We start from the raw sequence: 21,657 nt of genomic DNA on the forward strand, positions 1-21,657 counted from the left end.
AAACTAGCCCCTCGGCGCGACGTTTTCCTCCCCGTTCGCGGCGAATTCGTCCATCGTGCGCCGCAGCCGCGCGCGCATGGCGTCGTTGCCCTTGTGCCCGGAGTCGCCGATCACCACCAGCTCCGCGTCCGGCCACGCTCTGGACAGCTCCCACGCGGTGCGGAGCGGCGCGCCGAGGTCGAGACGGCCGTGCACCAGCACGCCGGGGATGCCCGCGAGCCGGTGCGCCTCCCTGATGAGCTGGTCCTCCGCCAGCCAGGCGCCGTGAGCGAAGTAGTGCGCGCAGATGCGCACCAGCGCGGTGCGCTCGGCGGGCGGCAGCGAGCTCATGGCGGTGGCGGGCGCGTTCTCCTCCAGGGAGACGACGGCGTCCTCCCACGCGCACCAGTTCAGGATCGCGCGCTCGCGGACGGCGGGGTCCGGGTCCTCGATCAGCCGCGCGTAGGCGGCCACCAGGTCGCCGTCGCGGTCGGCCTCGGGCACTCCGGCGCGGAAGCGGTCCCACTCGGCGGGGAAGAACCGGCCCGCGCCCCGGTAGAGCCAGTCGATCTCGCTGCGGCGGGTGCTCGTCACCGCGACGAGCACGAGTTCGGTCACGCGCTCGGGGTGCCGCTCGGCGTAGGCGAGGGCGAGCGTGGAGCCCCACGAGCCGCCGATCAGCAGCCAGCGCTCGATGCCGAGATGGGTGCGCAGCCGTTCCATGTCGGCGAGGAGGTGGTGGGTGGTGTTGGCGGCGAGGCCGGTGCGGTGGTCGCCCGCGTGCGGGGTGCTGCGACCGCAGCCGCGCTGGTGGAAGTGGACGATCCGGTACCGCGCCGGGTCGAAGTACCGCGGCGCGGCGAGCCAGTTCGGCGCGCCGGGCCCGCCGTGCACGATCAGCGCGGGTTTGCCCCTCGGGTTGCCGCTGACCTCCCAGTACACGTGGTTGCCTTCGCCCACGTCCAGCAGGCCGTGGTCGTAGGGCTCGATCGGCGGGTACAGAACGTCCATGGGTGCGGCTCCCTGGGCAGCAATTTATGACAGCACTGTTATATTAGCGCTGTGACATCTGGAGACGCCACCGAGTTCGGCCCAGCCCTGCTGGGGACGCGCCTGCGGCACCTGCTCGACCTGCTGGACGGGGAGATCGCGGCCGTCTACGCCGGCCTGGGCCTGGCCGGGTTCCGCCCCCGGTTCGTCCCGGTCATCGTCCGGCTGGCCACGTCGGGGCCCGCGTCCATCGGCGACGTGGCCCGCGGGATCGGCGTCACCCACTCCGCCGCCAGCCAGACCGTCGCGCAGCTGGTCAGGGAAGGGCTGGTGACACTGGAGCCCGGGGCGGACGCTCGGCAGCGGATCGTGCGGCTCACCCCGAAGGCGGAGGAGCTGCTGCCGGCGCTGCGGGCGGAGTGGACCGCGACGGCGGCGGCGGCCGAGGAGCTCGAGGCGGAACTGCCGTACCCGCTCAGCAGGCTCGTCGACGAGACCCTCGAGGCCCTGCGCCGCCGCCCGCTCCGCGACCGCGTGGCCGCCCACCTCCCGCCGGCCCGGCGACCGGGCGGCGGGGGTCGCGGCCGAGGTAGGCCAGCAGCAGGTCGGCCGGACTCGCGCGCGGCGGAGGGTCCACCGGCGCCGCGAAGCGGACCGGCCGGTCGTCCTCGCTGACGAGCAGACGGGCGAAGCCGAGCAGGTCGGCGGCGAGCGCGGGCGGCAGCGAGCGGTCCTCGCCACAGGCCGTGGCCACGTCCCAGCCGTGCACGGCGATCTCGACCGCCCCGGCGGCCGAGACGACGGCCGCCGCCAGCCGGGTACCACCGATCTCCACGGGATCCGGCCCGGCGGCACCGGCCCACGCGCCGAGCAACGACCGCGCCCGCCTGCGCACCACCACCACCGGGTGTGCCGGGCCCGCGGGCTCCTCGGGCGCGCGGGCGAGCGGCACCCGGCCGAGGTCCACCGCCTCGGTGAGCGCGAGCAGGGAGTCGTCGAGGTGGCCGAGCAACGACCCGAGATCCCAGTCCCGGCACGGGGTGGGCCACTCCAGCGCCCCGGCCGGGACGAGGCGCAGGCTGCCGAGGGCGTAGCTGATCGCGCGTTCGAGCAGGTCCAGCCCCGCAGACCTCGTCATGACACTCCCTCCGTCTAGCGGTACAGACCGGCGAGGGAGCCGGAAGTCATCGGGGTCGTGAGTGGCAACCGTTGTTCTAACCACGGTTGCCACTCACGACCCCACGTCACTCGGCCACGGCCCGCGGCTTGAGGTCCACGCGCCGCAGCAGTTGCGCGTTGAGCGCGACCACCACCGTGGACAGGCTCATCAGCACCGCACCGACGGCCATCGGCAGGACGAACCCTGCCCACGCGAGCACCCCGGCGGCCAGCGGGATCGCCGCGAGGTTGTACCCGGCCGCCCACCACAGGTTCTGCACCATCTTGCGGTAGCTCGCCGCCGACAGCGTCCGTGCGGCGACCACCGCCCTCGGGTCGTCGGACGCCAGCACGATGCCCGCCGACTCGATCGCGACGTCGGTGCCCGCGCCGATCGCGATGCCGACGTCCGCCCTGGCCAGCGCCGGGGCGTCATTGACCCCGTCCCCGACCATCGCGACGGTGTGGCCGCGCCGCCGCAGGTCCGCCACGGCCTGGTCCTTGTCCTCCGGCAGCACCTCGGCGAACACCTCGTCGATGCCGAGGTCGGCCGCCACGGCCTCGGCCACCTGCCGGGCGTCGCCGGTGATCATGGCGACCGTGATCCCGAGCCGATGCAGCGCGGCCACGGCGGCCCTGGACTCCGGCCGCACCTGGTCCGCCAGCGCGAGCGCGCCGAGCACGGTGGAGCCGCTGAGCACGTGGAGCACCGCCGAGCCACGGGACGTCCAGCGTGCGATCGGCTCCCGCAGCGCGCCGGGGACCTCCGCCTCCCGCTCGCGCAGCAGCGCGGGACCACCCACCGCGATCGGAGTACCGTCCACTGTGGCCTCGACACCGCGCCCGGTCATCGAGCGGAAACCGGTGGCCGGGAACGCGGGCACCGCGCGGTCCCGCGCCGCCGCGACGATCGCCCTCGCGAGCGGGTGCTCGCTGTCGGACTCGACGGCGGCGGCCAGCGCCAGCACGCGGTCCTCGGCGCCCTCCTCGGCGGCCGCCACCCCGGTCACCACGTGCTCGCCCCTGGTGAGGGTGCCCGTCTTGTCGAACAGGACGGCGTCGACCTCCCGCATCCGCTCCAGCGCCAGCCGGTCCTTCACGAGGATGCCGCTGCGTGCCGACTTGGCCGTCGAGATGGACGTCACCAGGGGAATCGCCAGCCCGAGGGCGTGCGGGCAGGCGATGATCAGCACGGTCACCGATCGCACGAGCGCCGCGTCGGGGTCACCGAGCACGACCCACACCAGCACGGTCACCGCCGCCACCGCCATCGCGACGTAGAACAGCAGTGCGGCCGCCCGGTCCGCCAGCAGCTGGGTCCGCGACCGCGACTCCTGCGCCTGCGCGACCAGCCGCTGGATCCCGGCGAGTGCGGTGTCGTCGCCCACCGCGTCGACGCGCACGCGCAGCGATCCGTCGGTGGCGACGCTCGCCGCGATCACCCGCTCACCCGCACCGCGGGGCACCGGGTTGGATTCGCCGGTCAGCATGGACTCGTCGACGTCCGCCGCGCCCTCCACGATCGTGCCGTCGGCGGGCACCCGGCCGCCCGGCCGGACGAGCACGACGTCCCCGACCCCGAGGTCGCCGATCCGGACGGTCTCGACCGAGCCGTCCGCGCGGACCCGTTCGGCGTCGTCCGGCAGCAGTTCCGCCAGCGCCGCGAGGGCACCCTGCGCCTGCCCGATCGCCCGCATCTCCATCCAGTGGCCGAGCAGCATGATGACGATCAGGAGGGACAGCTCCCACCAGACCTCCACCTCGAAGAACCCGAGGCTCGCCGCCAGGCTGGCGACGTAGGCGACCGAGATCGCCATGCCGATCAGCAGCATCATGCCGGGCGCGCGGTCCCGGATCTCGGTGACCGCACCGGCCAGGAACGGCCTGCCGCCGTAGGCGAAGATCACGGTGCCGAGCACCGGGGCGATCAGTTCCGCACCGGGGAACCGCGGCGCGGTGTAGCCCAGCCACATCTGGATCATGTCGGCGTAGGCGACCACCGGCAGGGTCAGCACCAGGGACAGCCAGAACCGGTCGCGGAACATCGCGGGCGAGTGCCCCGCGTGCTTGTCGTGTCCTCCCTGTCCCCTGTGTCCCCCATGGCCGCCGTGATCGCCGTGGCTGCCGGGGTGCGCGTGCCCCTCGTGCGTGGCCACCGTGGCGTCCTGCGTGTTCATCACGTGGCTCCTCATCACTCATATACCCCCATCGGGTATACCGTGTGCCGAACATACCCCCAAGGGGTACCGAGCGGCAAGGGGAACAGGGCCCGGATGACCGGTTCGGGTCAGCCGATCAGTGCGAGTGCCCTTCCGAGTGCCCGTGCGGAGCCGTGCCGTGCGGGGATGACGTGGTCGCCGGGGTCGCCGGTCCGTCGGGCGGCGGCGAGCCCGCGCCAGAGCCGGGCGGTGGCGCGGGTTCCGTGCCGCCGGGTTCACCATGCTCACCGGTGTGGTCGTGCCCGCCGGAACCGCCGTGCGAGTGGCTGAGCCCGGCCACCACGCCGGGGCCCATCACCGCCGCGACGAGCAGCGCCGCTCCCGCCAGCGCGAAGCGGTACCGCCACGGGGAGAACTCCGCGGCGTGCGCTCTCGGCAGCATCGCCCAGCCCGCCGTCAGGACCGCCACGGCTTCCAGCACCACGGTGAGCAGGCCCGCGGTGCCGATGCTCTCGGGCTCCCCCGCGTGCGGGCCGAACGGCAGCCCGCTGGTGCGCGTCAGCGCCCACAAGCCGAGTGCCGCGACGTTCGCGGCGAGGCCGGCGAGCAGGACGCCGCGGTGCGAGGTGCGCAGCACCGCCACCGCCCAGCCGAACTGGAACAGCGCCAGGCAGGCGAAGAACAAGCCAGACGCGGGCCACTCGCGCCAGTGGTCGGGGATCACGGCGGCATGGATGAACGCCGCACCCATCGACGCGAGGGCCGCGACGACGGCGGCGAGCCGGAGGTCGGTCTGGTGTCGCATGAGGTAGAAACTCCTTTGGTCACACGGGTATCGCTCGCCGGAACACGGCGTGGACTAGACCCGCATCACCTGGAGTTCGCGCACGAGGTCGGGCGGCGCCCGCGCCCCGTTGGCGCGGGCGGCCACGATCGGCAGGCCCGGCGCTCCCGGCACGGGCACGGCCTCGGCCCAGCCGGTGGCGGACCCGGCCGTGCCGTCGTCGCCGCCGCGCGGACAGAGGTAGCCGCAGTGGTCCTCGCCCCCGGAGCCGTGGTGACCGGGCGGCTCCCCCGGTTCGTGCGGCGCGTGGTGACCGTGGGAGGCGACGGGCGAGGGCGCGAACGCGGCCGGGTGCGGCCCGAGGAGGTGACCGACGAGGATCAGCGCGGCCACGAACGGTAACGCCACCCGGCACGGCGAACCCGCGGAACGTGCCTGGCGTACCGGTCGCCGCATGGATCACCGTCTTGCCCTCGACGTCGCCCGGGGATGCTACCCGGACGATCCCCTACCATCGCGGCGCGGAGGTGTCATGGCACAGACTGGGGAGAGCGAGCCACCCGCGATGCGGTTGTCCGCGCTGCGCAAGGCTTTCGGCAGCACGGTGGCGGTCGATCGGGTGAGCCTCGACGTGCCCGCGGGTTCCTTTTTCGGGCTGGTCGGCCCGAACGGCGCGGGCAAGACGACATTGCTGTCGATGGCGGTAGGCCTGTTGCGCCCGGACGGCGGCAGCGCGCACATCTTCGAGTCCGACGTGTGGCACGACCCGGTGCGGGCGAAGTCTCTCGTCGGCGTGCTCCCCGACGGGCTGTCGTTCCCGGAACGGCTGACCGGGCGCGAGCTGCTGACGTACCTGGGCCGGTTGCGTGGCCTCGATCCCGCCACCGTGACCGAACGGGCCGCCGAGCTGCTCGGCGTGCTGGAGCTGACCGAGGCCGAACGAACGCTGGTCATCGACTACTCGGCGGGCATGCGCAAGAAGATCGGGCTCGCCATGGCGCTGCTGCACGCGCCCCGGCTGCTCGTGCTGGACGAGCCGTTCGAGGCCGTCGACCCGGTGTCCGCCGCGACGATCCGCACGATCCTGCGGCGGTTCGTCGAGTCCGGCGGTGCGGTGGTGCTGTCCAGCCACGTGATGGCGCTCGTCGAGCAGCTGTGCGACCACGTCGCGGTGCTCAGCGACGGACGGCTCGTCGCCGCGGGACGGGTGGCCGAGGTCCGGGGCGGCACGTCGCTGGAGGAGGCGTTCGTGCACATCGTTGGCGGGCGGGCCGGCGGAGCGGAAGGGTTGTCGTGGTTGGCGTCCTCGTCCGGATGAAGCTGCGCGTGCTGCGCAACTCGTTGCGTGGCGCGCGGCTCGCGGCGGTACTGGGCGGCGGGGTTCTCGGCCTGCTGTTCGCGCTTCTCACGCTGCTGCTCGGCACCGTCACCTTCGACCGCCCGGAAGCCTCGGTCGAGATACTGGCCACCGGATACGCCGCGTGGCTGGTGGGCTGGGTGCTCGCCCCGATCGCCACCGGCGGCGGTGACGACACGCTGCGCCCCGAGCACTTCTCGCTGCTGCCGATCGGCCGCGCGCGGCTGGCCACGGGTCTGCTCGTCGCCGGATTCGCCGGGGTGCCCGCCGTGGTGACCCTGGTGGCGTTCGGCTCACTGCCGCTCTACGGCGCGCGGTTCGGCGCCGGTCCGGCCCTGCTCGGCCTCGGCTTCGCGGTGGCGCTGCTCGGGCTCGTCGTGCTGGTCTACCGCGTCGTGATGACGGCGCTGGCCGGGTTGCTCGGCTCCCGCAGGGGCAAGGAACTCGGCATCCTGCTGGTCGGTGTGCTCGGACTGGCCGGTGTGGGGGTGAACTACGCCCTCGGCACGGTCATTCCGACGCTGGTCGAAGGGCGGGCAGGCGAGTTCGCGGCCGTGATGACCGCGTTGCCCACCGGCTGGGGACCCGTCGCGGTCCGGGCCGCGGGCACCGGCGAGTGGGGACTCGCGGCGGGGCTGTCACTGGCCATGGTCGCGATGCTGGCCGCGCTGGTGCTGGGGTGGGGCGCGCTGCTCACCCGGCAGGTGACGGCCACCGGCTACCGCGGCTCCGCCCGGCGGCGCGCGGGCGAACGCCGGGCAGGCCGGTCCCTGCTGCCCGCGACGCCGGTGGGCGCGGTGGTCGGCAAGGAGCTGCGCACGTGGTGGCGGGATGCCCGGCGCCGGGTGGCCCTGTTGACCACGCCGGTACTCGGGCTCGTGGTCGCGGTGGTGCCCACGCTCGGCGAGGGCGGCGACGCGTCCTCAGTGCTGGCCTACCTCGGGGTGTTCGTGGTCGCGCTGGCCTGCGTGCAGACGGGCAACCTGTACGGCTTCGACGGCAGTGCGCTGTGGCACACGCTGCTCGTGCCCGGCGCCGAGCGGCCCGACGTGCGTGGCCGCCAGCTGGCGTGGGCACTGCTCGTGGGCGGGCCGAGCCTGCTGTTCGCACTGGTGCTGCCCGGTGTCACCGGCCATCCGGAGGCGTATCCGAGGGTGCTGGCGCTCGTTCCCGCCGTGGCGGGCGCCGGTTCCGGCATCGTGCTGCTGCAGTCGGTGTTCGCCGCCTACCCGCTGCCGGACCCGCGGCACCACGCCAACCCGTTCAGCTCCGGCGGCAGGCCCGGCTGCGCCCGGATCCTGCTGATCCTCGCCCTGACCCTGCTCCTGGTGCTGGCCGCGGCGCCCGCGGTCGCCGCGCTGGTCGCGGGGGGCCTGCTCGGTTCACCGGTGCTGACCTGGCTCGCCGTGCCGATCGGCCTGGCGACCGGGTCGGCGCTCGCATGGTGGTGGGGCGGACTCGCCGTGCGGCGGCTCGCCCGGCAGGGCCCCGAACTGCTCGCCACGGTCGGCGCGGACCGCTGAAGCTCACCCGATGGTGCACGGGCAGTGACCGAGTACCACGGATCCGCGTCGATCACGTAACATCGGAGTCACGCGGTTCAGCCAGCCAGCCGCACCTCACACACGGGTGAGGGGCGGCCGGAGCGCCGGACCGCCCTTCCTCACCCGCAAGAGGAAGGAAGGAGCAGGTCATGGCAGTTTCCGCCGTAACGCTGCCCAATCCGGACTCGGTGCTGCGTCTGGACACCTACCAGCCGCACCCCTCGATCGCGGTCGTCTCCGTCGACGGTGAGGTCGATCTCGGCACCGCGCCCCAGCTGGCCGCACGCCTGGCCGAGCAGCTCGCACCGCCACCCGCGTACCTGGTGGTCGACCTGTCCCAGGTCGCCTTCCTCGGGGCCGCGGGGCTCAACGTCCTCGCCGACGCGGCCCGGGACGCGGCGGAGCTCGGCACGCCGTTGCGTGTCGTCGTCGGCGGTCAGCGGCAGATTCGCCGGTTGCTCCGGCTCTGCGGCCTCGACGACGCGCTACCCGCGTTCGAGACCGTCGACGACGCCGTCCGGCCCATCCCCCGTCCTCGCTAGGCGCTCAGCGTTCTCGGCGTTCGAGGTCGGCGGACGCCAGCTCGTCCAGGAAGTCGTCGATGATCTCCTGCGCCACCTGGCGGACCTTCACGTTGCGCTCCTGCGACAGCTCCCTGAGGTGGCGGAACGCCTCCTCGGCGGGACACGCCCGGGACGCCATCACCAGCCCGATGGCCTGGCTGATGACGGTCCGGGTGTCGAGGGCGGTGCGCAGGTTGTCGGCCTCGCTCTCCTTGGCCGCCAGCAGCTCCTCCCGGAACGCGGACAGCTCGAGGTGCACCCGGACCCGTCCGACCAGCTCGCCGGGCTCGAACGGCTTCACCACGTAGTCGTCCGCCCCGTGCCGCAGGCCCTCGGCCGCCGACTCGGGACCGGCGCGGGCGGTCAGCAGCACGACCGGGACCCTGGCCAGCCGCGGGTGCGAGCGGATGTCCTTGAGCAGTGCGATGCCGTCGTCGCCGGGCAGCATCACGTCGCTGAGCACGAGGTCGGGGCTGGCGGTTTCGGCGCGGGCCAGCGCCGTCTCCGCGTCCGCGGCCACCTCCACGGCCCAGTGCTGTTCCCGCAGCAACCGGACCAGATAGCGCCGCATGTCCGCGTTGTCCTCGACGAGAAGGATCGTCCGGTCCGGGCGCGCCGGGGAACCGGCACCGTCCTCCCCGGCCGCGGGTTCCCACTGCCGGGACTCGCTGACGAACCCGGGGGCCACGTCCTCGACGGTCGCCCGCCCGGACGGGTCGCCGCCGTCCGGGCCGTGCGCGGGCACGAGCGGGACAGTGACGGTGAAGGTGCTGCCCCGGCCCGGCTCGCTGTCGACCCCGACCTCGCCGCCCAGCGCGCCGACGAGGTCGGCGACCAGCGAGAGGCCGATGCCCGATCCCTCCCTGCTGCGACTCCGCACCTCCGGCACCTGGTGGAACCGGTCGAAGATCCGCTCCTGCTGTTCCCGGGCGATCCCGGTCCCGGTGTCCGCCACCGAGAGCACGATCCGGTCGCCCTCGACACGCAGCGTCAGGGTCACGGAACCGGCCGGGGTGAACTTGACCGCGTTCGACAGCAGGTTGAACACGATCCGTGCCCACATGTCCTGGTCGAGGAGTGCGAGGCCGCCTGCCGTCGCGGGCACGTGCACCCGCAGTTCCAGCCCGGCCTCCTCGGCGACGGAGTGGAACATCGCGGCGCAGTCGGCCGTCAGTGCCGCGACGTCCGTGGGGCTCGGCCGCGGCCGCAACTGCGCCGACTCGGCCCGTGCCACGTCGAGCAGCGTGTCCACCAGCCTGCGTAGCCGCTGCGCGGCCCGGTACGCCGCCTCCATCGACTCCCGCTGCGCGGCGGGCAACACCCCGGCGTGCTCGTCGAGCAGCTCCCGCAGCGGGCTCAGCAGCAGGGTCAGCGGCGTGCGGAACTCGTGGCTGACGTTCTGGAAGAACCGCGTCTTGGCCGCGTCGAGCTCGGCGAGCGCGGCCACCCTCCGCCCCTCGGACGCGAGCACGCCCGCGTCCGCGAGCACGGTCGACACCCGGTCGGTCACCAGCTCGGCGAACCCGCGGTAGGAGCCGTCCAGTTCCCGGTACGGGCTGAGACCGAGGAGCAGCGCTCCCGCGGGCCGCTCCTGGCCGCCCGGGCGCAGCGGCAGCACCAGCGCCTCGTCCACCTCCGCGGAACCGGGCAACCGGTTCGCCAGGTCCGTGACGTGCTCGGCGGCACCGCCACGTGCCACCCGCCGCAACACGGACCGGAGCCCGTCGCCGCCAAGCCCGCCACCCTCCGTGATCCCGGCGGAGGCGACCAGCCGGAGTCCGTCGGACTCGTCACCCTCGCCCCAGAGATACGCGGCGACGAGCGGCAGGTCCGCCCGGTTGTCACCGAGCACCCGGATCGCCTCGGTGCAGGCGGCCGCGGCGCCGCCCCCCGTGGTCGGCCCGGCCAGGGAAAGGCTGCCGAGCCTGCGCAGCGTGTCCAGCCTGCGGTCGCCGACCACCCGGGGCGTCATGTCGGTGGTGGCGACGAACACACCGGCGACCTCGCCCCGCTCGTCGTGGATCGGGCTGTAGGAGAACGTCCAGTACGTCTCCTCGAGGTAGCCGTGCCTGCGCATGAACAGCCGCAGGTTCTCCGAGTAGGTGGCGCCGTCGCCGCGCAGGACCTGCTCGGCGAGCGGGCCCACCTCGGGCCAGACCTCGGCCCAGCACTCCGCGGCGGGCTGCCCGATCGCATCGGGGTACTTCTCCCCGAGCAGCGGTGTGAAGGCCTCGTTGAAGATCTGGGTGAGCTGTGGGCCCCACCACAGCAGCATGGGCACCCGCGAAGGGAGCACGGTGCGCACCGCGGCACGCAGCTCCGCGGGCCACCGCTCCACCGGACCGAGCGGGGACGAGGCCCAGTCGAACGCCCGCAGCCGCGCGAGCGTGTCACCGGGCCCGGCGAACAGCGTTTCCGCCTTCCAGGCAGTGTCCCCCGAGTTCAGGGCGGTCACGTCCAGTCCTCCACGCAGACCTCGGATGATCGCCCGCGGCGCGGCGCACCCCCGTCGCGCCTCGCGCCGCGTGCGCGGCGTCGCTACCTGGGGCGAGCATAGCGAACGTCCACTGCCGACCGGGCGACGTGACCGACCTGGCTGGAGTGGCGGGAAACCGTCAGCGCTTGCGCCGCCCGCTCATCGCGTCCCTCGCCTTGTCCAGCAGTGCCGCGAGCGGTCCGGCCGTCTTCTGCGCGGCGGGCGTGGACGGAGCCGCCGGATGCGGACGGGTCGGCGCGTTCTTCTTCGCCTTCGCCATCTTGTTGCCCATGTCCGCGAGCTGGTCCTTCGACAGCGACTCCTGCACCCGGGGCCACACGACATCCTGCTCGTAGGCGATGTGCTGGCGGCCTTCGTGGATGACCCGCTGGAGCAGGTCCTCGAAGTCGGCCTGCGCGGGCTGCGCCTTGTCCAGCGCGTCGAGCAGTTGCTTCGCCCCTTCCTCCTGCTCCAGCGCCTGCGCGGCCAGGTCCTCGCCGCCCGGTACGTCCTCGCGCACGGCGGGCCAGAAGAACTGCTCCTCGACGGCCTCGTGCTGCGACTCGGCGACCACCAGTTCGGTGACCAGTTCCTTGCGTGCTCGCTGAGCCTCCTCGCTACCCCGATCGGCGGGCGCCCGCCCGTCCTCCAGGCGTTCCAGCAGGCCGAGCACCAGCTGATGATCCTTGCGCAGCAACTCGATCGCGTCCATCGACCGTTCCCTCCCGGGACGACTTTCTGGTGGTGGTCCCGGCGCATACCCCGCGTGAGGTCGCCTCAACCCCGCGGCGTGGCCGCGACCGGGTCCGGGTAGCCATGGCGGCATGCGCAGCGAGTACACCTGGGCCTGCGGTACCCGTGTGCACGCCGAGGTGGCGGGTCCGCCGGACGGCCCCGGCGTGGTGTGCGTGCACGGGCTCGGCTGCTCGCACCGCTACTTCCGGCCCCTCATGCGGCGGCTCGCGACCACGGCCAGGGTCAGCGCCCCCGACCTGCCCGGTTTCGGCGGGACACCGGGGCCGGGCAGCGCCCTCGACGTGCGCGGGATGTCGCTCGCGCTGGCCGGGTGGCTGCGCGCGACCGGCCGGGGCGGCTCGGTGCTGGTGGGCAACTCGGCGGGCTGCCAGGTGATCGTCGACCTCGCCGTCCACGCGCCCGGCCTGCTCGGCCCGGTCGTGCTCAACGGGCCCACGATCGACCGGTGCGCGCGCACGATGCCTCGCCAGCTCGGCAGGCTGCTCGCCGACGCGCCCCGGGAACGGCCCACGCTGTGGGCGGTGCTGGCCTGGGATTACCTGCGCGGGGGTCCGCTGCGGGCGCTGGCCACCCTGCGGCACCTGCTGGCCGACCCGGTGGAGGACAAGCTCGGCCAGGTCCGCGGGCCCGCCGTGGTGGTGTGGGGCGCGCGCGACCCGATCGTGCCGCGCCGGTGGGCGCGGGAGGTCGCCGAGGGCCTGCCGCACGGCGCACTGGTGGAGGTGCCCGGCGCGCCGCACGCGGTGAACTTCACCGACCCGGACCCCCTCGCCCGGGTCGTCCGCACCCTCCTGCCCTCGTGAGTGGGAAGCGTCGTGAGAACAACGTTTCACGCTCACGAGCGGCTTCGCGACCACGCGCCGGCTCCCCGGGTGTGCGCCGTGATGACGACGCTGAGCAGGCATGCCGTACCGGCGGCCAGCCAATGCGGATCGGGGTCCTCGATCCGGCCAAGGGGGACGAGGACATGCGCGGCCGCGGGCGCGAGGTTCTGAACGAGGCAGGCGCCGAGGAACACCAGCAGCGTGAGCACCGCGCCCGTGGTGGCGCCCAGCAGCGCGGCGAGCGCGCAGGCGACCGCCGTGACGGTCATGACGTTGGCGGGCACGAACTCCCAGGACACGTGATCGGGCAGCCGGGTCGCGGCGACGAGGACGGGGAGCACCGCCATGGCCGTGGTGGCCACGGTCAGCATCCCGCACAGCAGGCCCACCCGGCGGACGGCCAGACGTTCCCATTCGGCCATGCGCGGCCGGAGCAGGCCCGCCACGACGCACGCGGTGACGATGGGGACGAACTCGATGATCGGAATATCCCGAGCCTCGTGGAACCGGGCATAGTCAACGGGAATCGCGTGCCGCGCGAACAGCAGCGAGACGAGGGTCGCCGGCACCCACAGGGTGCTGATCGGCAGCGCGGCCCGCGCCGTGAGGAAGAGGCGCAAGCCGCCCACTACGCGACCCCCGGCAGCGGCTCGCAGTGTGCGAGTCGCCGTTCCTGGGCGGCGAGCCAGGACCGCACCTGGGCGGCCTCCGCACCGTCGAGGAACCCGCCGGCCGATGCCGGAACCCGTTCCCCGGACACGCCGGCCTGCCGGCGCAGCCAGGACGCCAGCGGGTAGCGCTCGGCGGACCTCGCCTGGTACTGGGGATAGCTGATCCGGCCGGACCGCAACGCCCGATGGCACGAACCGAGCCCGGCGAGGTGAACCGACACACTCAACGCGATCGAGCTCTCCAGCGGACCCGTCGTGTACGGCGTGAACTCCGCGACCGTCGCGTGGTCCGGTGTGTTCAGACCGGTCCCGTGAACGGCGGTCAGGTGATCGGGACGTCCGCCGTAGGCGTCGACGAGCGCGCGCACCACGGGCACGGCGGTATCCAGCATTCCCCGGTGACCTTCGTGCAGGCAGACTTCGACGCCCTCCACCGACCGGCATGCTCGCGGTGGGGCGTCCTCGGCGATCACGGCACGAGGTGGGTTGGTCAACGGCACCGCGAGCAGGACCACGACAGCACTCAGCGCACCCGCGGTGCGCCAGCTGACGAACTCACGCGGTGGCACTCTGCGCGCCACCAGACCCGCGACACCAAGGGCGGACGCGGTGAGTACCAGCATGGCCACCAGCCGGTACGCGACGAAGAGCGGATTCTCCGCTTCCCCCAACGTCACCGGGCTGTGACCGAGCGTCGGCACGAACGCCGCGGCCGCGGGCTCGGCCACGTTCGGCAGTTGGAAGAGCAGGAACACCAGCACGGCCGCCGCCGGCGCCAGCACCGGATTGGGCAGCGCCGTTCCCAGGGCACAACCCAGCGCGACCGCCAGCCCCATGCCCACCGGGCCGGCGAGCGCGGCGAGGACGTCGATGCCTCCGTAGGTCGCTCTCGCCGTCAGGTACCCGAACAGCGGAACGAACGGCAGCAGGTACGCCGAGAGCATCCAGGTCCACAGGAGCCTGAAGCTGCGCAGTACCGACACGTGTCCCACGCGGGTCGCGGTGGGCAGCGCCAGCAACGCCCTGCGTCCGGCCAGGTTCGCGCAGTAGAAAAAGGACGCCATGGTGGCGATCGGCCCGGCGAGGAGAAGCTGGTCGTGCACCGCCGCCGACACACGTGGCCACCCGACAGGCCTGTCGAACAGGCCGACCAGTCCGGACGCGACCACCGCCATGATCGCGGCCGCCGGTAACACCACGCTCAGCAGCGGCATCGGCCACGCCGTGACTCCGCGGCTCGGTTTCATCCTCCTGGCCACCCGTACCGGAGGAAGTGGTCGTAGGCACGTTCCAGCTTCGACCCGCGACCGCCGCCACCGGAAGCGTCGTCGATCATCGCCGTCAACGCGTGCGCCGGACCGGAGAACCGCATCCGTCCTTCGTCGATGATCGCCACCTCGTCGCACAGGTGCGCCACGTCCTCGACCAGATGCGTCGACAGTACGACGGTACGGTCACGGCCGATCTCGTGGATCACCTCCCGCAGCCGGAGGCGCTGGCTCGGATCGAGACCGACCGTCGGCTCGTCCATGATGACGACCGCCGGATCGTGCGCGAGCGCCGCCGCGATCCCGAGCCGCTGCCGCATGCCACCGGACAACTCGCGCACTCTCGAGCGTTCCCGTTCGGCGAGCCCGATGCGGGCGAGCGCACGGCGCGCGGCAGGAAAGCACTCGCCGTAGGACACGCCGTTGAGCCAGGCCGCGTAGGCCACCGCGTCTCCCACCCGCATACCGGCGACCAACGAGAACCGCTCGGGCAGATAACCGATGACCCGGCGCGCCGCCCGGCGCCCCGCCGGGTCGCTGACATCGTGGTCGCCCACCAGCACCGTCCCCGTGCGCACCCGGTTCAGCGTCACCAGCAACGACAGCAGGGTCGTCTTGCCAGCCCCGTTCGGCCCCAGCAGGCCGGTGATACCCGGGCGCACATGCCAGGTCAAACCCGAAAGGGCCTGCCGCGACCCGTACGCGTAACTGACGTCCTCCACCCGGATGTCCACGCCCGCTCCTCCCGCTGGAGCCAAACTGGCGGCAGGTTAGCAGAGATCATACCGTGTTGACTCGTCGTACTGACCTGTTGAGGACGTCGCCGCAATATAGTAGTTCCCGGAACCATCACACAGGCCCCGCGCGTTCACATCGCCGTTACGGAGCCGTCTCTCGTTCCAGGCGATTTGTGGGTCGGGCCACGCTGGCAAGTGCTTGAATATCTCAGCGGTAAGTGTGACGTATTCACCACAGTCGTACCGCCCAACCCCTCCTTCAACGTAATCGCCGCGTTGGAACACGCCGTGTCCTTGTACGTAGCACGCAGCCGGTGCGAGTTCCTCGGCCTCAGCCCATGAGGGGACTGCCGTGACCGCCAGCGCCCCAATCACCATCGTGGCCACGCTTCCAATGGCTCCGACTTGGCGATTGACAAATCTCATCCTTAGTCCTTCTTCCCAATCCCCAGAAACTGTAGTCGTCACCTCAGGCGGGCAGCGGCGAGCGCGTGGATATCCGCATTAAATGTGATGCATCCAAGGTCACGTCATCCTCGCCCGAAATGATGAATCCTCAACGCGGATTTCAAGGCAACGACTCGATCAAGAGAGTCAGCTACCACGGCACCGGGTCAAGGTGGCCACACTCCAACATTCGAGTGGAGCCTTCCAATCGGCCCTCTTGACCAGGAGACTGGTAGCCGCGATGTAAGGCCCCCGCCTTCACAGTTGACGTGCTCATCTAACACGGAAGTAGCATCGATCAACGCAGTGGTTTGATTCTCGACTTTCTGTCGCACGTCATTACTCCTGACGCACTAGCGCTCGCAATGTGAACGGGCGTCCTCGCGGACATTCGATCGCGATAGTGAGCCGACGGCAACCGAGGGAGAAGTCTGCGTGACCGAGATGGACATGCCTGACCATCCGGCCGCCTGGATGTGTCAGGTGGTCGACGTAGACAAGGCAAGGATGTGCGCCAAGCTCGCGCTAGTGCACAGGATCGAGGATGGTGCGATACGAGACCACGGAGCCTGTCACGCCGCGTTACTTTGGCGAACGGTTCTCGGCATACTCGACTGACGCAACTATTCAACTGCGGTCACCAGTTTGGATGCCTCTACACACAAAACGTGGTCCTTGATCTTGCGGGGAGGCTTGTGCGTAACCCATTTGCAGCATACGACGCTTCCATCATCCCGCGTTCTTTCGCCGTAGATACGCCATGCCCGACTCAGCAAGGCGACAGCTGCGATAGCGGCCCCTTGACCCATCATAGACAGCCAGTTGACCCTCGTACTGAGGGGAGTTCCAGCACGACGATCCTGCGCAATAGAGGTCGCCGTGCGGATACCTTTGTGTAATCAGCAATGACGATCATGGAGATGTTCACAAATGGCATTGAGGCGAAGAGCTGTTGTTTTGCTGGCGAGTTCAGCGATGGGCCTTTCAGCCGGTGTTGCCCTGGCCACCGCAGCACATGCCGACCCAGCTGGCTGCAGCAAGTCGGTGAGCTCGATCAGCACCAACAGCGCGGGACAGTTGCAGGGGCAGGCATACGGCAACTGCGAAACCCCGTCAGGGCAGGTGCTCGCTGGGGAGATCAAACAGGACCTCAGCTTCCGCCCCGATCCCGTTGTGACGAGCGGGTCGGATCCCGGACCCTACACGTTCGTCGTCGCGCTGCAATCCTGCGACGCGGGACCGCGGACGAGTACCTACTACGTTCGGGGCTTCTTCAACGGGCACACCGACTACGCGGACTCAGGGCACCGGACGTTGACGGTATGTTAGCGTTCCCGAAGATCCGTCGGCGGTGAGAGGATCTGTGGAGCGTATGCGGTTCGTCGTCGAGGGCTCCGCCATAGGTCAGCGCTATCGCAACCATTGGGTGTTCCGCGAGCTGAACGTTTCGATCTCCAATGGGGTGACGGTACTCCTGGGGCCGAACGGGGCCGGAAAGACGACCCTGCTGGACACGGTCGTGACTCGCCGCCGTCCCGCAGGCGGGTCGTTGAAGGTCCTCGGGCTGGACGCGACCCGCCTGCGGGACGTCTCCCGGATTCGGCAACGGACCGGCTATCTTCCCCAGCAGTTCGGCTACCCCGGCGGTTTCACCGCATTCGAGTTCGTGCGGTACGTCGCCTGGTTGAAGAAGGTGCCAGGTGCCCGGATCCGCGAGGCGGCGCGGGGCGCCTTGGCCAGGGTCGAGCTGACCGAGCAGGCCGACAAGCCGATGAAGAAGTTGTCGGGGGGAATGCTGCGCCGGGCCGGAATCGCGCAGGCAATCGTCCACCAACCGGCACTGGTTGTCCTCGATGAGCCGTCGGTCGGTCTGGACCCGGGACAACGGATGCGGTTCCGCCGGACGCTGCAGGACCTGGCCACCGAGGCCGCAGTCGTCGTCAGCACCCATCTGGTCGACGACGCACGTGTCATCGCCGACGAGATCGTCGTTCTCGACGCGGGCCGGATTCGCTTCCGCGGCACCGCACAAGAGCTGGAAAGCCGCGCCACCGCGGACGCCGCGGGGGACACCTTGCTCGAACGGGGGTACAGCACTGTGCTGGCCGAAGCGGGGACGGGGCCAGATTGACCGGACTACGAGTCGAGCTCCGGCACAGCCCCGCCTTGCCTGCTTTGCCCCTGCTGCTCTTGCTCCACGGGTTCGCGGCGTTCGACAACCTCACTCCCGGGGTCGCGGACTGGAACAACGCCGTGGCGTCCCTCCACATCGGAGTGCTGCTGTCCGGTCCTCTCGTGGCCGGAATCGGAGCCTTCACCGCCACCCGTGAGCGGCGCCGCAAGCTGGAGTATCTGCGCGTTCTCTCCGCCCGGCACCCCGCGGCCGGTCCCGCGGCAGAACTGACAGCCGTGGTGCTCTGGGCACTGGTGGGGTACGCGATCGTGACCGCCGCTGTACTGGTGACCACGGCGTCGAACTCCGGATGGGGAAGTCCCCACCTGCTGTGGTTGGCGACCGGGGCCGGCGGTCTCGCTCTGCACGCGGTGCTCGGCTACCTGGTTGGCCGCCTGTGGCCGCGCGTGTGGGTGGCGCCGGCGATCGCAGTGCTCACCTACCTGCTGGCCACGGCGATCCAGGGACAGCCGAATGCGGGGTACTACTTCCTGTCGACTGTCACCACCCGCCCGGCCGACGCGTTTCACACCCTGAACTCGGCGCTGTTCGCCGGTCAGCTCGCGTGGTACGTCGGCCTCGCCGCCAGCCTGGTCCTGCTCTGGGCGGCTGGCCTCACGGCGCGAGGCCGCGGTCACCTGCTCGCCGCCAGCGGTCTCGCCGTGGCGGTGACGGCGACCGGAGCGAGCAGCGTCTACGGGAGCGAAACCCGGGCGCTCATCGACAAGCGAACCCCCGTAGAGTACCGCTGCACACCAGCACAGCCGACCGTCTGCGTGCATCCGGTGTTCCGGCCAGGGTTGCCGGAGTTGGCCGCGGCCTTCGCTCGGCTGGACCGACGGACGCGAGGTACGCCGCTGGAGTTCGACCGGGTCGAGCAACGCCCCTATCGCCTGCTGTCCCGCTTCCCGTCCGAGGCGCGGGTGTTCGCCGTCGATGACCTGGGCGCGGGATACGTCACCCGAGCCTTGACCAGCTACGTGAGTCACCAACTGGACTCCCGGAGTCCCCGCTGCCAGTCACCACCGCCTGGCGGCGACAACGAGCAAGCCGCCAAACGAGACTGGCTGACGAGCGTCCAGCTCAACCAGGTGGTGGTCTCCTGGCTGACCGAGACCCGCACCGGCGCCCTGGGAATCCCCGCTGTCGCCCGCAGCGCCGACTGGTTCGGCACCCTCTCGGAGTCCGAGAAGCGAACCTGGCTGGCCGAGCACTTCCAGCGGTTCGCCACCTGCCAGTTGGACCCCGCCGACTTCCGCGGGCGAACCGCGTGAGCGGCCTCATCCTCTACGCCCGCAGCCGGCGGCTGGCCACCACCGTGGGCGCCATCGTGGCGGCCGTCGTGCTCGGCGCGACGATCGGCCCGGCACAGCATCAGCTCAACACAGCGTCGGAAAGCTCGATCCCCTGGCTGATGCTGCTTCCGCTGGTCCTCGCCGCCGCGATCGGCCTCTCGATCCGATCGTCCATGCACGACCTCGACGCCACCTCGGCCCGCGCGCTGGCCTGCTGGCGCCTGGGTCAGATCGTCGCGCTGGCCGTGCTCTCCGCCGCCGGTCTCGTCCTGATCACCGCGGACCTGACCGGCCCCTTCGGCAGCACGGCGGCCCTGCGCAACCTGGCCGGCTTCCTCGGCGTCACGCTCCTCACCGGACGCCTCATCGCCGGACGGCTGGCGTGGCTGCTGCCCTCCGCATGGGCATTCACCGCACTCACCCTCGGCGACCCCGCCCACACCGGCCTACCCTGGGACTGGCCCGTACGCCACGGCGACGACGTGCCAGCAGCACTTACCGCGCTCGCCCTCGCCGCGCTAGGGCTCCTGGCCGGAGCGACCGGAACCCGGGAACCACGCGACGAACACCGCTCGTGAGTGGGAAACGTCGTGAAAACAACGTTTCGCGCTCACGAGGGGTGGCGGCGGGCCTCGCGGTGGGCGGCCATCCGGACCGGGGCGTTCGCGGCGCCGTATCCGGCGTACCCGCCGATCCGCTGCACGACCTCGAAGAACACCCGCGAGCCGAGCACCTCCGTGTGGAAATGGAAGAACTCGCCGTCGGCGTCCCGGTCGTAGAGCACGCGGCACTCGCGCAGCCGGGCCAGCAGCGTGGGGTCGAGGTCCAGCCGCGCTTCGAGATCGTCGTAGTAGTTGTCCGGAATGGACAGCAGTGGTGCGCCGCGGTCCCGCATCACGCGTGCGCTGGTGAAGATGTCCGTGCTGGCGAAGGCGATGTGCTGGGGATCGGGAACGCCGGGCGCCCACTCTCCCCTGCGCAGCACCGTGCCGTGCAGTGCGATCCGGACCCGCCCGTGCGGGTCGCTCACCACCCGGTTGCGGACGAGTCCGAACGGGGCCGCGAACTCGCTGTCGTGCCTTGGGTCGAGGCCGAGCACCGCCCGGTAGAACAGGGTGGCCTCGTCGAAGTGGTCGAACGGCTGCGCCAGTGCGACGTGGTCGACGCCGGTGAGCGCGGTGCCGGTGTCGGGCGCGCTGCCGGTGAGGATGAAGTCGGCCCACCACCCGGCGCGGTCCGCGCCGGTGCGGCAGAAGAACACCGCGGTCCCGTCCGGCGCCGCGACGGCGTTCAGGTCCGCCTCGGCGGGCCCCCTGGTGCGCGGCACCGGCGGCGCGAGCAGTGCCTCCGCCCGCCGGGCCGAGGTCACCGGATCCGGCGTCTCCACCGCGAGCGCGCTCACCGCCGTGGCCGTGGCGTCACCGGAGTTGAGCAGCACCCTGGCCTGTCCCTGCTGCCAGAGCTGAACGGGCTTCGACCGGTGCTGGCCGACGTGGGCGAAACCCATGGCGGCCAGCGCGCGAGCCACTTCGGTACCCGATTCGCCGTCCACCGCGAGCTCGGTGAACGCGTAGCCGGTCGGTTCCGGGGCGGGCGGCGGAGCCGCCAGCTCGATCCGTTCCCGTGCCCGCGGGCTCCGCCGCCCGACCGCCTCCTCCAGCGCGACGAGCGAGCGCATCGCGTCCACCGCCGCACGGCGCGGCTCGGACTGCCGGAACACGTCGTTGAACACCTCGAGCGACAGCGGTCCCCGGTATCCGGCGGCCAGCACGTGCCCGGTGAACGTGACGAGGTCGAACGCGCCCTGACCGGGGAAGAGGCGGTGGTGCCTGCTCCACTGCAGCACGTCCATGTGCAGCCTCGGCGCGTCGGCGAGCTGCAGGAAGAACAGCTTGTCGCCGTCGATGCCGGAAATCCCGGACATGCTGGTCACGCCCGAGCCGTCACCCGCGCGCGACAGCACGTGGAAGCTGTCCAGGCACAGCCCGAGCGCCGGGTGGTCGCCGCGCCGCACGATGTCCCACGCGTGCTCCCACGTGTCGACATGTCGACCCCAGGCCAGCGCCTCGTAGGCGACACGCAGGCCGCGCCGCTCCGCGCGTTCCGCCAGCGCGCGCAGTTGCGCGGCCGCGAGCTCGTCGTCGTCGACCGCGTCGGCCGACACCGAGGAGCAGACGAGGATCGTGTCGGTGCCCAGCCGCTCCATCAGGTCGAACTTGTGCTCGGCCCGCCTGAGGTTGCGCCGCAGCTGGTCGGGGCCGACCGCTTCGAAGTCGCGGAACGGCTGGTAGAGATCGAGGGAAAGGCCGAGCTCCGCGCAGCGCTCGCGCACGCGTTCCGGTGACCACGGCGAGGCGATGAGATCGTTCTCGAAGATCTCGACACCCGCGAAGCCCGCGGCCGCCGCCGCGTCGAGCTTGTCCGCCAGCGTGCCGGAAAGGCACACCGTCGCGATCGTCCTGCGCATCCGTACTCC

General features: G+C 71.5%; 18 protein-coding genes and 1 pseudogene. 8 read left to right on the forward strand and 11 right to left on the reverse strand.

Going from position 1 to position 21,657, the window contains the following annotated elements:
* Positions 1-3: 3 nt before the first annotated feature.
* The gene (pip, locus tag B0I33_RS05690; protein WP_106177458.1) at positions 4-990 is read right to left on the reverse strand and encodes a prolyl aminopeptidase; all 987 of its coding nucleotides are present in this window, start codon (positions 988-990) and stop codon (positions 4-6) included.
* A 51-nt stretch (positions 991-1,041) separates the two neighbouring features.
* On the opposite strand from pip, the pseudogene B0I33_RS30795 reads away from it, so the two are divergent.
* A pseudogene (locus B0I33_RS30795) lies at positions 1,042-1,317 on the forward strand (MarR family transcriptional regulator); the annotation flags it as partial.
* 127 nt (positions 1,318-1,444) lie between these two features.
* Here the strand turns inward: B0I33_RS30795 and B0I33_RS30335 are convergent.
* The 4 genes from B0I33_RS30335 to B0I33_RS05715 all read right to left on the reverse strand — a co-directional run bounded on the left by B0I33_RS30335 (position 1,445) and on the right by B0I33_RS05715 (position 5,478).
* Positions 1,445-2,107 (reverse strand): TIGR03086 family metal-binding protein, encoded by a 663-nt coding sequence (locus B0I33_RS30335; protein WP_146147458.1) that lies wholly within the window; start codon positions 2,105-2,107, stop codon positions 1,445-1,447.
* 106 nt (positions 2,108-2,213) lie between these two features.
* Positions 2,214-4,304, reverse strand: coding sequence for a heavy metal translocating P-type ATPase (locus B0I33_RS05705; RefSeq protein WP_106177459.1), 2,091 nt, complete (start codon positions 4,302-4,304; stop codon positions 2,214-2,216).
* A 118-nt stretch (positions 4,305-4,422) separates the two neighbouring features.
* Positions 4,423-5,091: a hypothetical protein gene (locus B0I33_RS05710; RefSeq protein ID WP_106177460.1), complete on the reverse strand. Its 669-nt coding sequence runs from the start codon at positions 5,089-5,091 to the stop codon at positions 4,423-4,425.
* A 54-nt stretch (positions 5,092-5,145) separates the two neighbouring features.
* Entirely contained in the window at positions 5,146-5,478 is a 333-nt protein-coding gene (locus B0I33_RS05715) for a hypothetical protein (protein WP_106177461.1), read from the reverse strand.
* Between the two features lie 124 nt (positions 5,479-5,602).
* On the opposite strand from B0I33_RS05715, the gene B0I33_RS05720 reads away from it, so the two are divergent.
* The 3 genes from B0I33_RS05720 (at position 5,603) to B0I33_RS05730 (ending at position 8,513) form a co-directional block, all read left to right on the forward strand.
* Positions 5,603-6,388, forward strand: a complete 786-nt coding sequence (locus B0I33_RS05720; RefSeq protein ID WP_106177462.1) for an ABC transporter ATP-binding protein — start codon at positions 5,603-5,605, stop codon at positions 6,386-6,388.
* A complete protein-coding gene (locus tag B0I33_RS05725; protein ID WP_106177463.1) occupies positions 6,364-7,950 on the forward strand; it encodes a hypothetical protein in 1,587 nt (528 codons plus the stop codon). Before B0I33_RS05720 ends, B0I33_RS05725 begins: the two co-directional genes overlap by 25 nt.
* A 170-nt stretch (positions 7,951-8,120) precedes the next feature.
* Entirely contained in the window at positions 8,121-8,513 is a 393-nt protein-coding gene (locus B0I33_RS05730) for an STAS domain-containing protein (RefSeq protein WP_106177464.1), read from the forward strand.
* Between the two features lie 4 nt (positions 8,514-8,517).
* Here B0I33_RS05730 and B0I33_RS05735 read toward each other — a convergent pair whose 3' ends face one another.
* Together B0I33_RS05735 and B0I33_RS05740 are read right to left on the reverse strand one after the other, a co-directional pair.
* Positions 8,518-10,989, reverse strand: coding sequence for an ATP-binding protein (locus B0I33_RS05735; RefSeq protein ID WP_219927135.1), 2,472 nt, complete (start codon positions 10,987-10,989; stop codon positions 8,518-8,520).
* Between the two features lie 160 nt (positions 10,990-11,149).
* Entirely contained in the window at positions 11,150-11,722 is a 573-nt protein-coding gene (locus B0I33_RS05740; protein WP_106177466.1) for a hemerythrin domain-containing protein, read from the reverse strand.
* A 112-nt stretch (positions 11,723-11,834) separates the two neighbouring features.
* Here B0I33_RS05740 and B0I33_RS05745 point away from each other — a divergent pair, with 112 nt between their 5' ends.
* On the forward strand, positions 11,835-12,569 hold the full coding sequence (locus tag B0I33_RS05745) for an alpha/beta fold hydrolase (protein ID WP_106177467.1): 735 nt from the start codon (positions 11,835-11,837) through the stop codon (positions 12,567-12,569).
* Between the two features lie 32 nt (positions 12,570-12,601).
* Here B0I33_RS05745 and B0I33_RS05750 read toward each other — a convergent pair whose 3' ends face one another.
* Genes B0I33_RS05750 through B0I33_RS05760 form a run of 3 tightly spaced genes read right to left on the reverse strand, consistent with a single transcriptional unit; the run spans position 12,602 to position 15,263 of the window.
* Positions 12,602-13,219: a hypothetical protein gene (locus tag B0I33_RS05750; protein WP_106177468.1), complete on the reverse strand. Its 618-nt coding sequence runs from the start codon at positions 13,217-13,219 to the stop codon at positions 12,602-12,604.
* On the reverse strand, positions 13,219-14,508 hold the full coding sequence (locus B0I33_RS05755; RefSeq protein ID WP_181193186.1) for a hypothetical protein: 1,290 nt from the start codon (positions 14,506-14,508) through the stop codon (positions 13,219-13,221). Before B0I33_RS05755 ends, B0I33_RS05750 begins: the two co-directional genes overlap by 1 nt.
* The gene (locus B0I33_RS05760; protein WP_106177470.1) at positions 14,505-15,263 is read right to left on the reverse strand and encodes an ABC transporter ATP-binding protein; all 759 of its coding nucleotides are present in this window, start codon (positions 15,261-15,263) and stop codon (positions 14,505-14,507) included. The genes B0I33_RS05755 and B0I33_RS05760 overlap by 4 nt, the downstream gene beginning before the upstream one ends.
* Before the next feature lie 1,822 nt (positions 15,264-17,085).
* Here B0I33_RS05760 and B0I33_RS05775 point away from each other — a divergent pair.
* From B0I33_RS05775 to B0I33_RS05785, 3 genes are all read left to right on the forward strand, one after another.
* A complete protein-coding gene (locus B0I33_RS05775; protein WP_106177473.1) occupies positions 17,086-17,844 on the forward strand; it encodes an ATP-binding cassette domain-containing protein in 759 nt (252 codons plus the stop codon).
* Between the two features lie 143 nt (positions 17,845-17,987).
* Complete coding sequence (locus B0I33_RS05780) at positions 17,988-19,160, forward strand: hypothetical protein (protein ID WP_146147459.1); 1,173 nt, start codon at positions 17,988-17,990, stop codon at positions 19,158-19,160.
* Positions 19,157-19,759, forward strand: coding sequence for a hypothetical protein (locus B0I33_RS05785; protein ID WP_106177475.1), 603 nt, complete (start codon positions 19,157-19,159; stop codon positions 19,757-19,759). The genes B0I33_RS05780 and B0I33_RS05785 overlap by 4 nt, the downstream gene beginning before the upstream one ends.
* 32 nt (positions 19,760-19,791) lie before the next feature.
* Here B0I33_RS05785 and B0I33_RS05790 read toward each other — a convergent pair whose 3' ends face one another.
* Positions 19,792-21,648, reverse strand: a complete 1,857-nt coding sequence (locus B0I33_RS05790; protein WP_106177476.1) for a bifunctional sugar phosphate isomerase/epimerase/4-hydroxyphenylpyruvate dioxygenase family protein — start codon at positions 21,646-21,648, stop codon at positions 19,792-19,794.
* Positions 21,649-21,657 lie beyond the last annotated feature (9 nt).

This window comes from Prauserella shujinwangii, assembly GCF_003001955.1.
GTDB lineage: Bacteria > Actinomycetota > Actinomycetes > Mycobacteriales > Pseudonocardiaceae > Qaidamihabitans > Qaidamihabitans shujinwangii.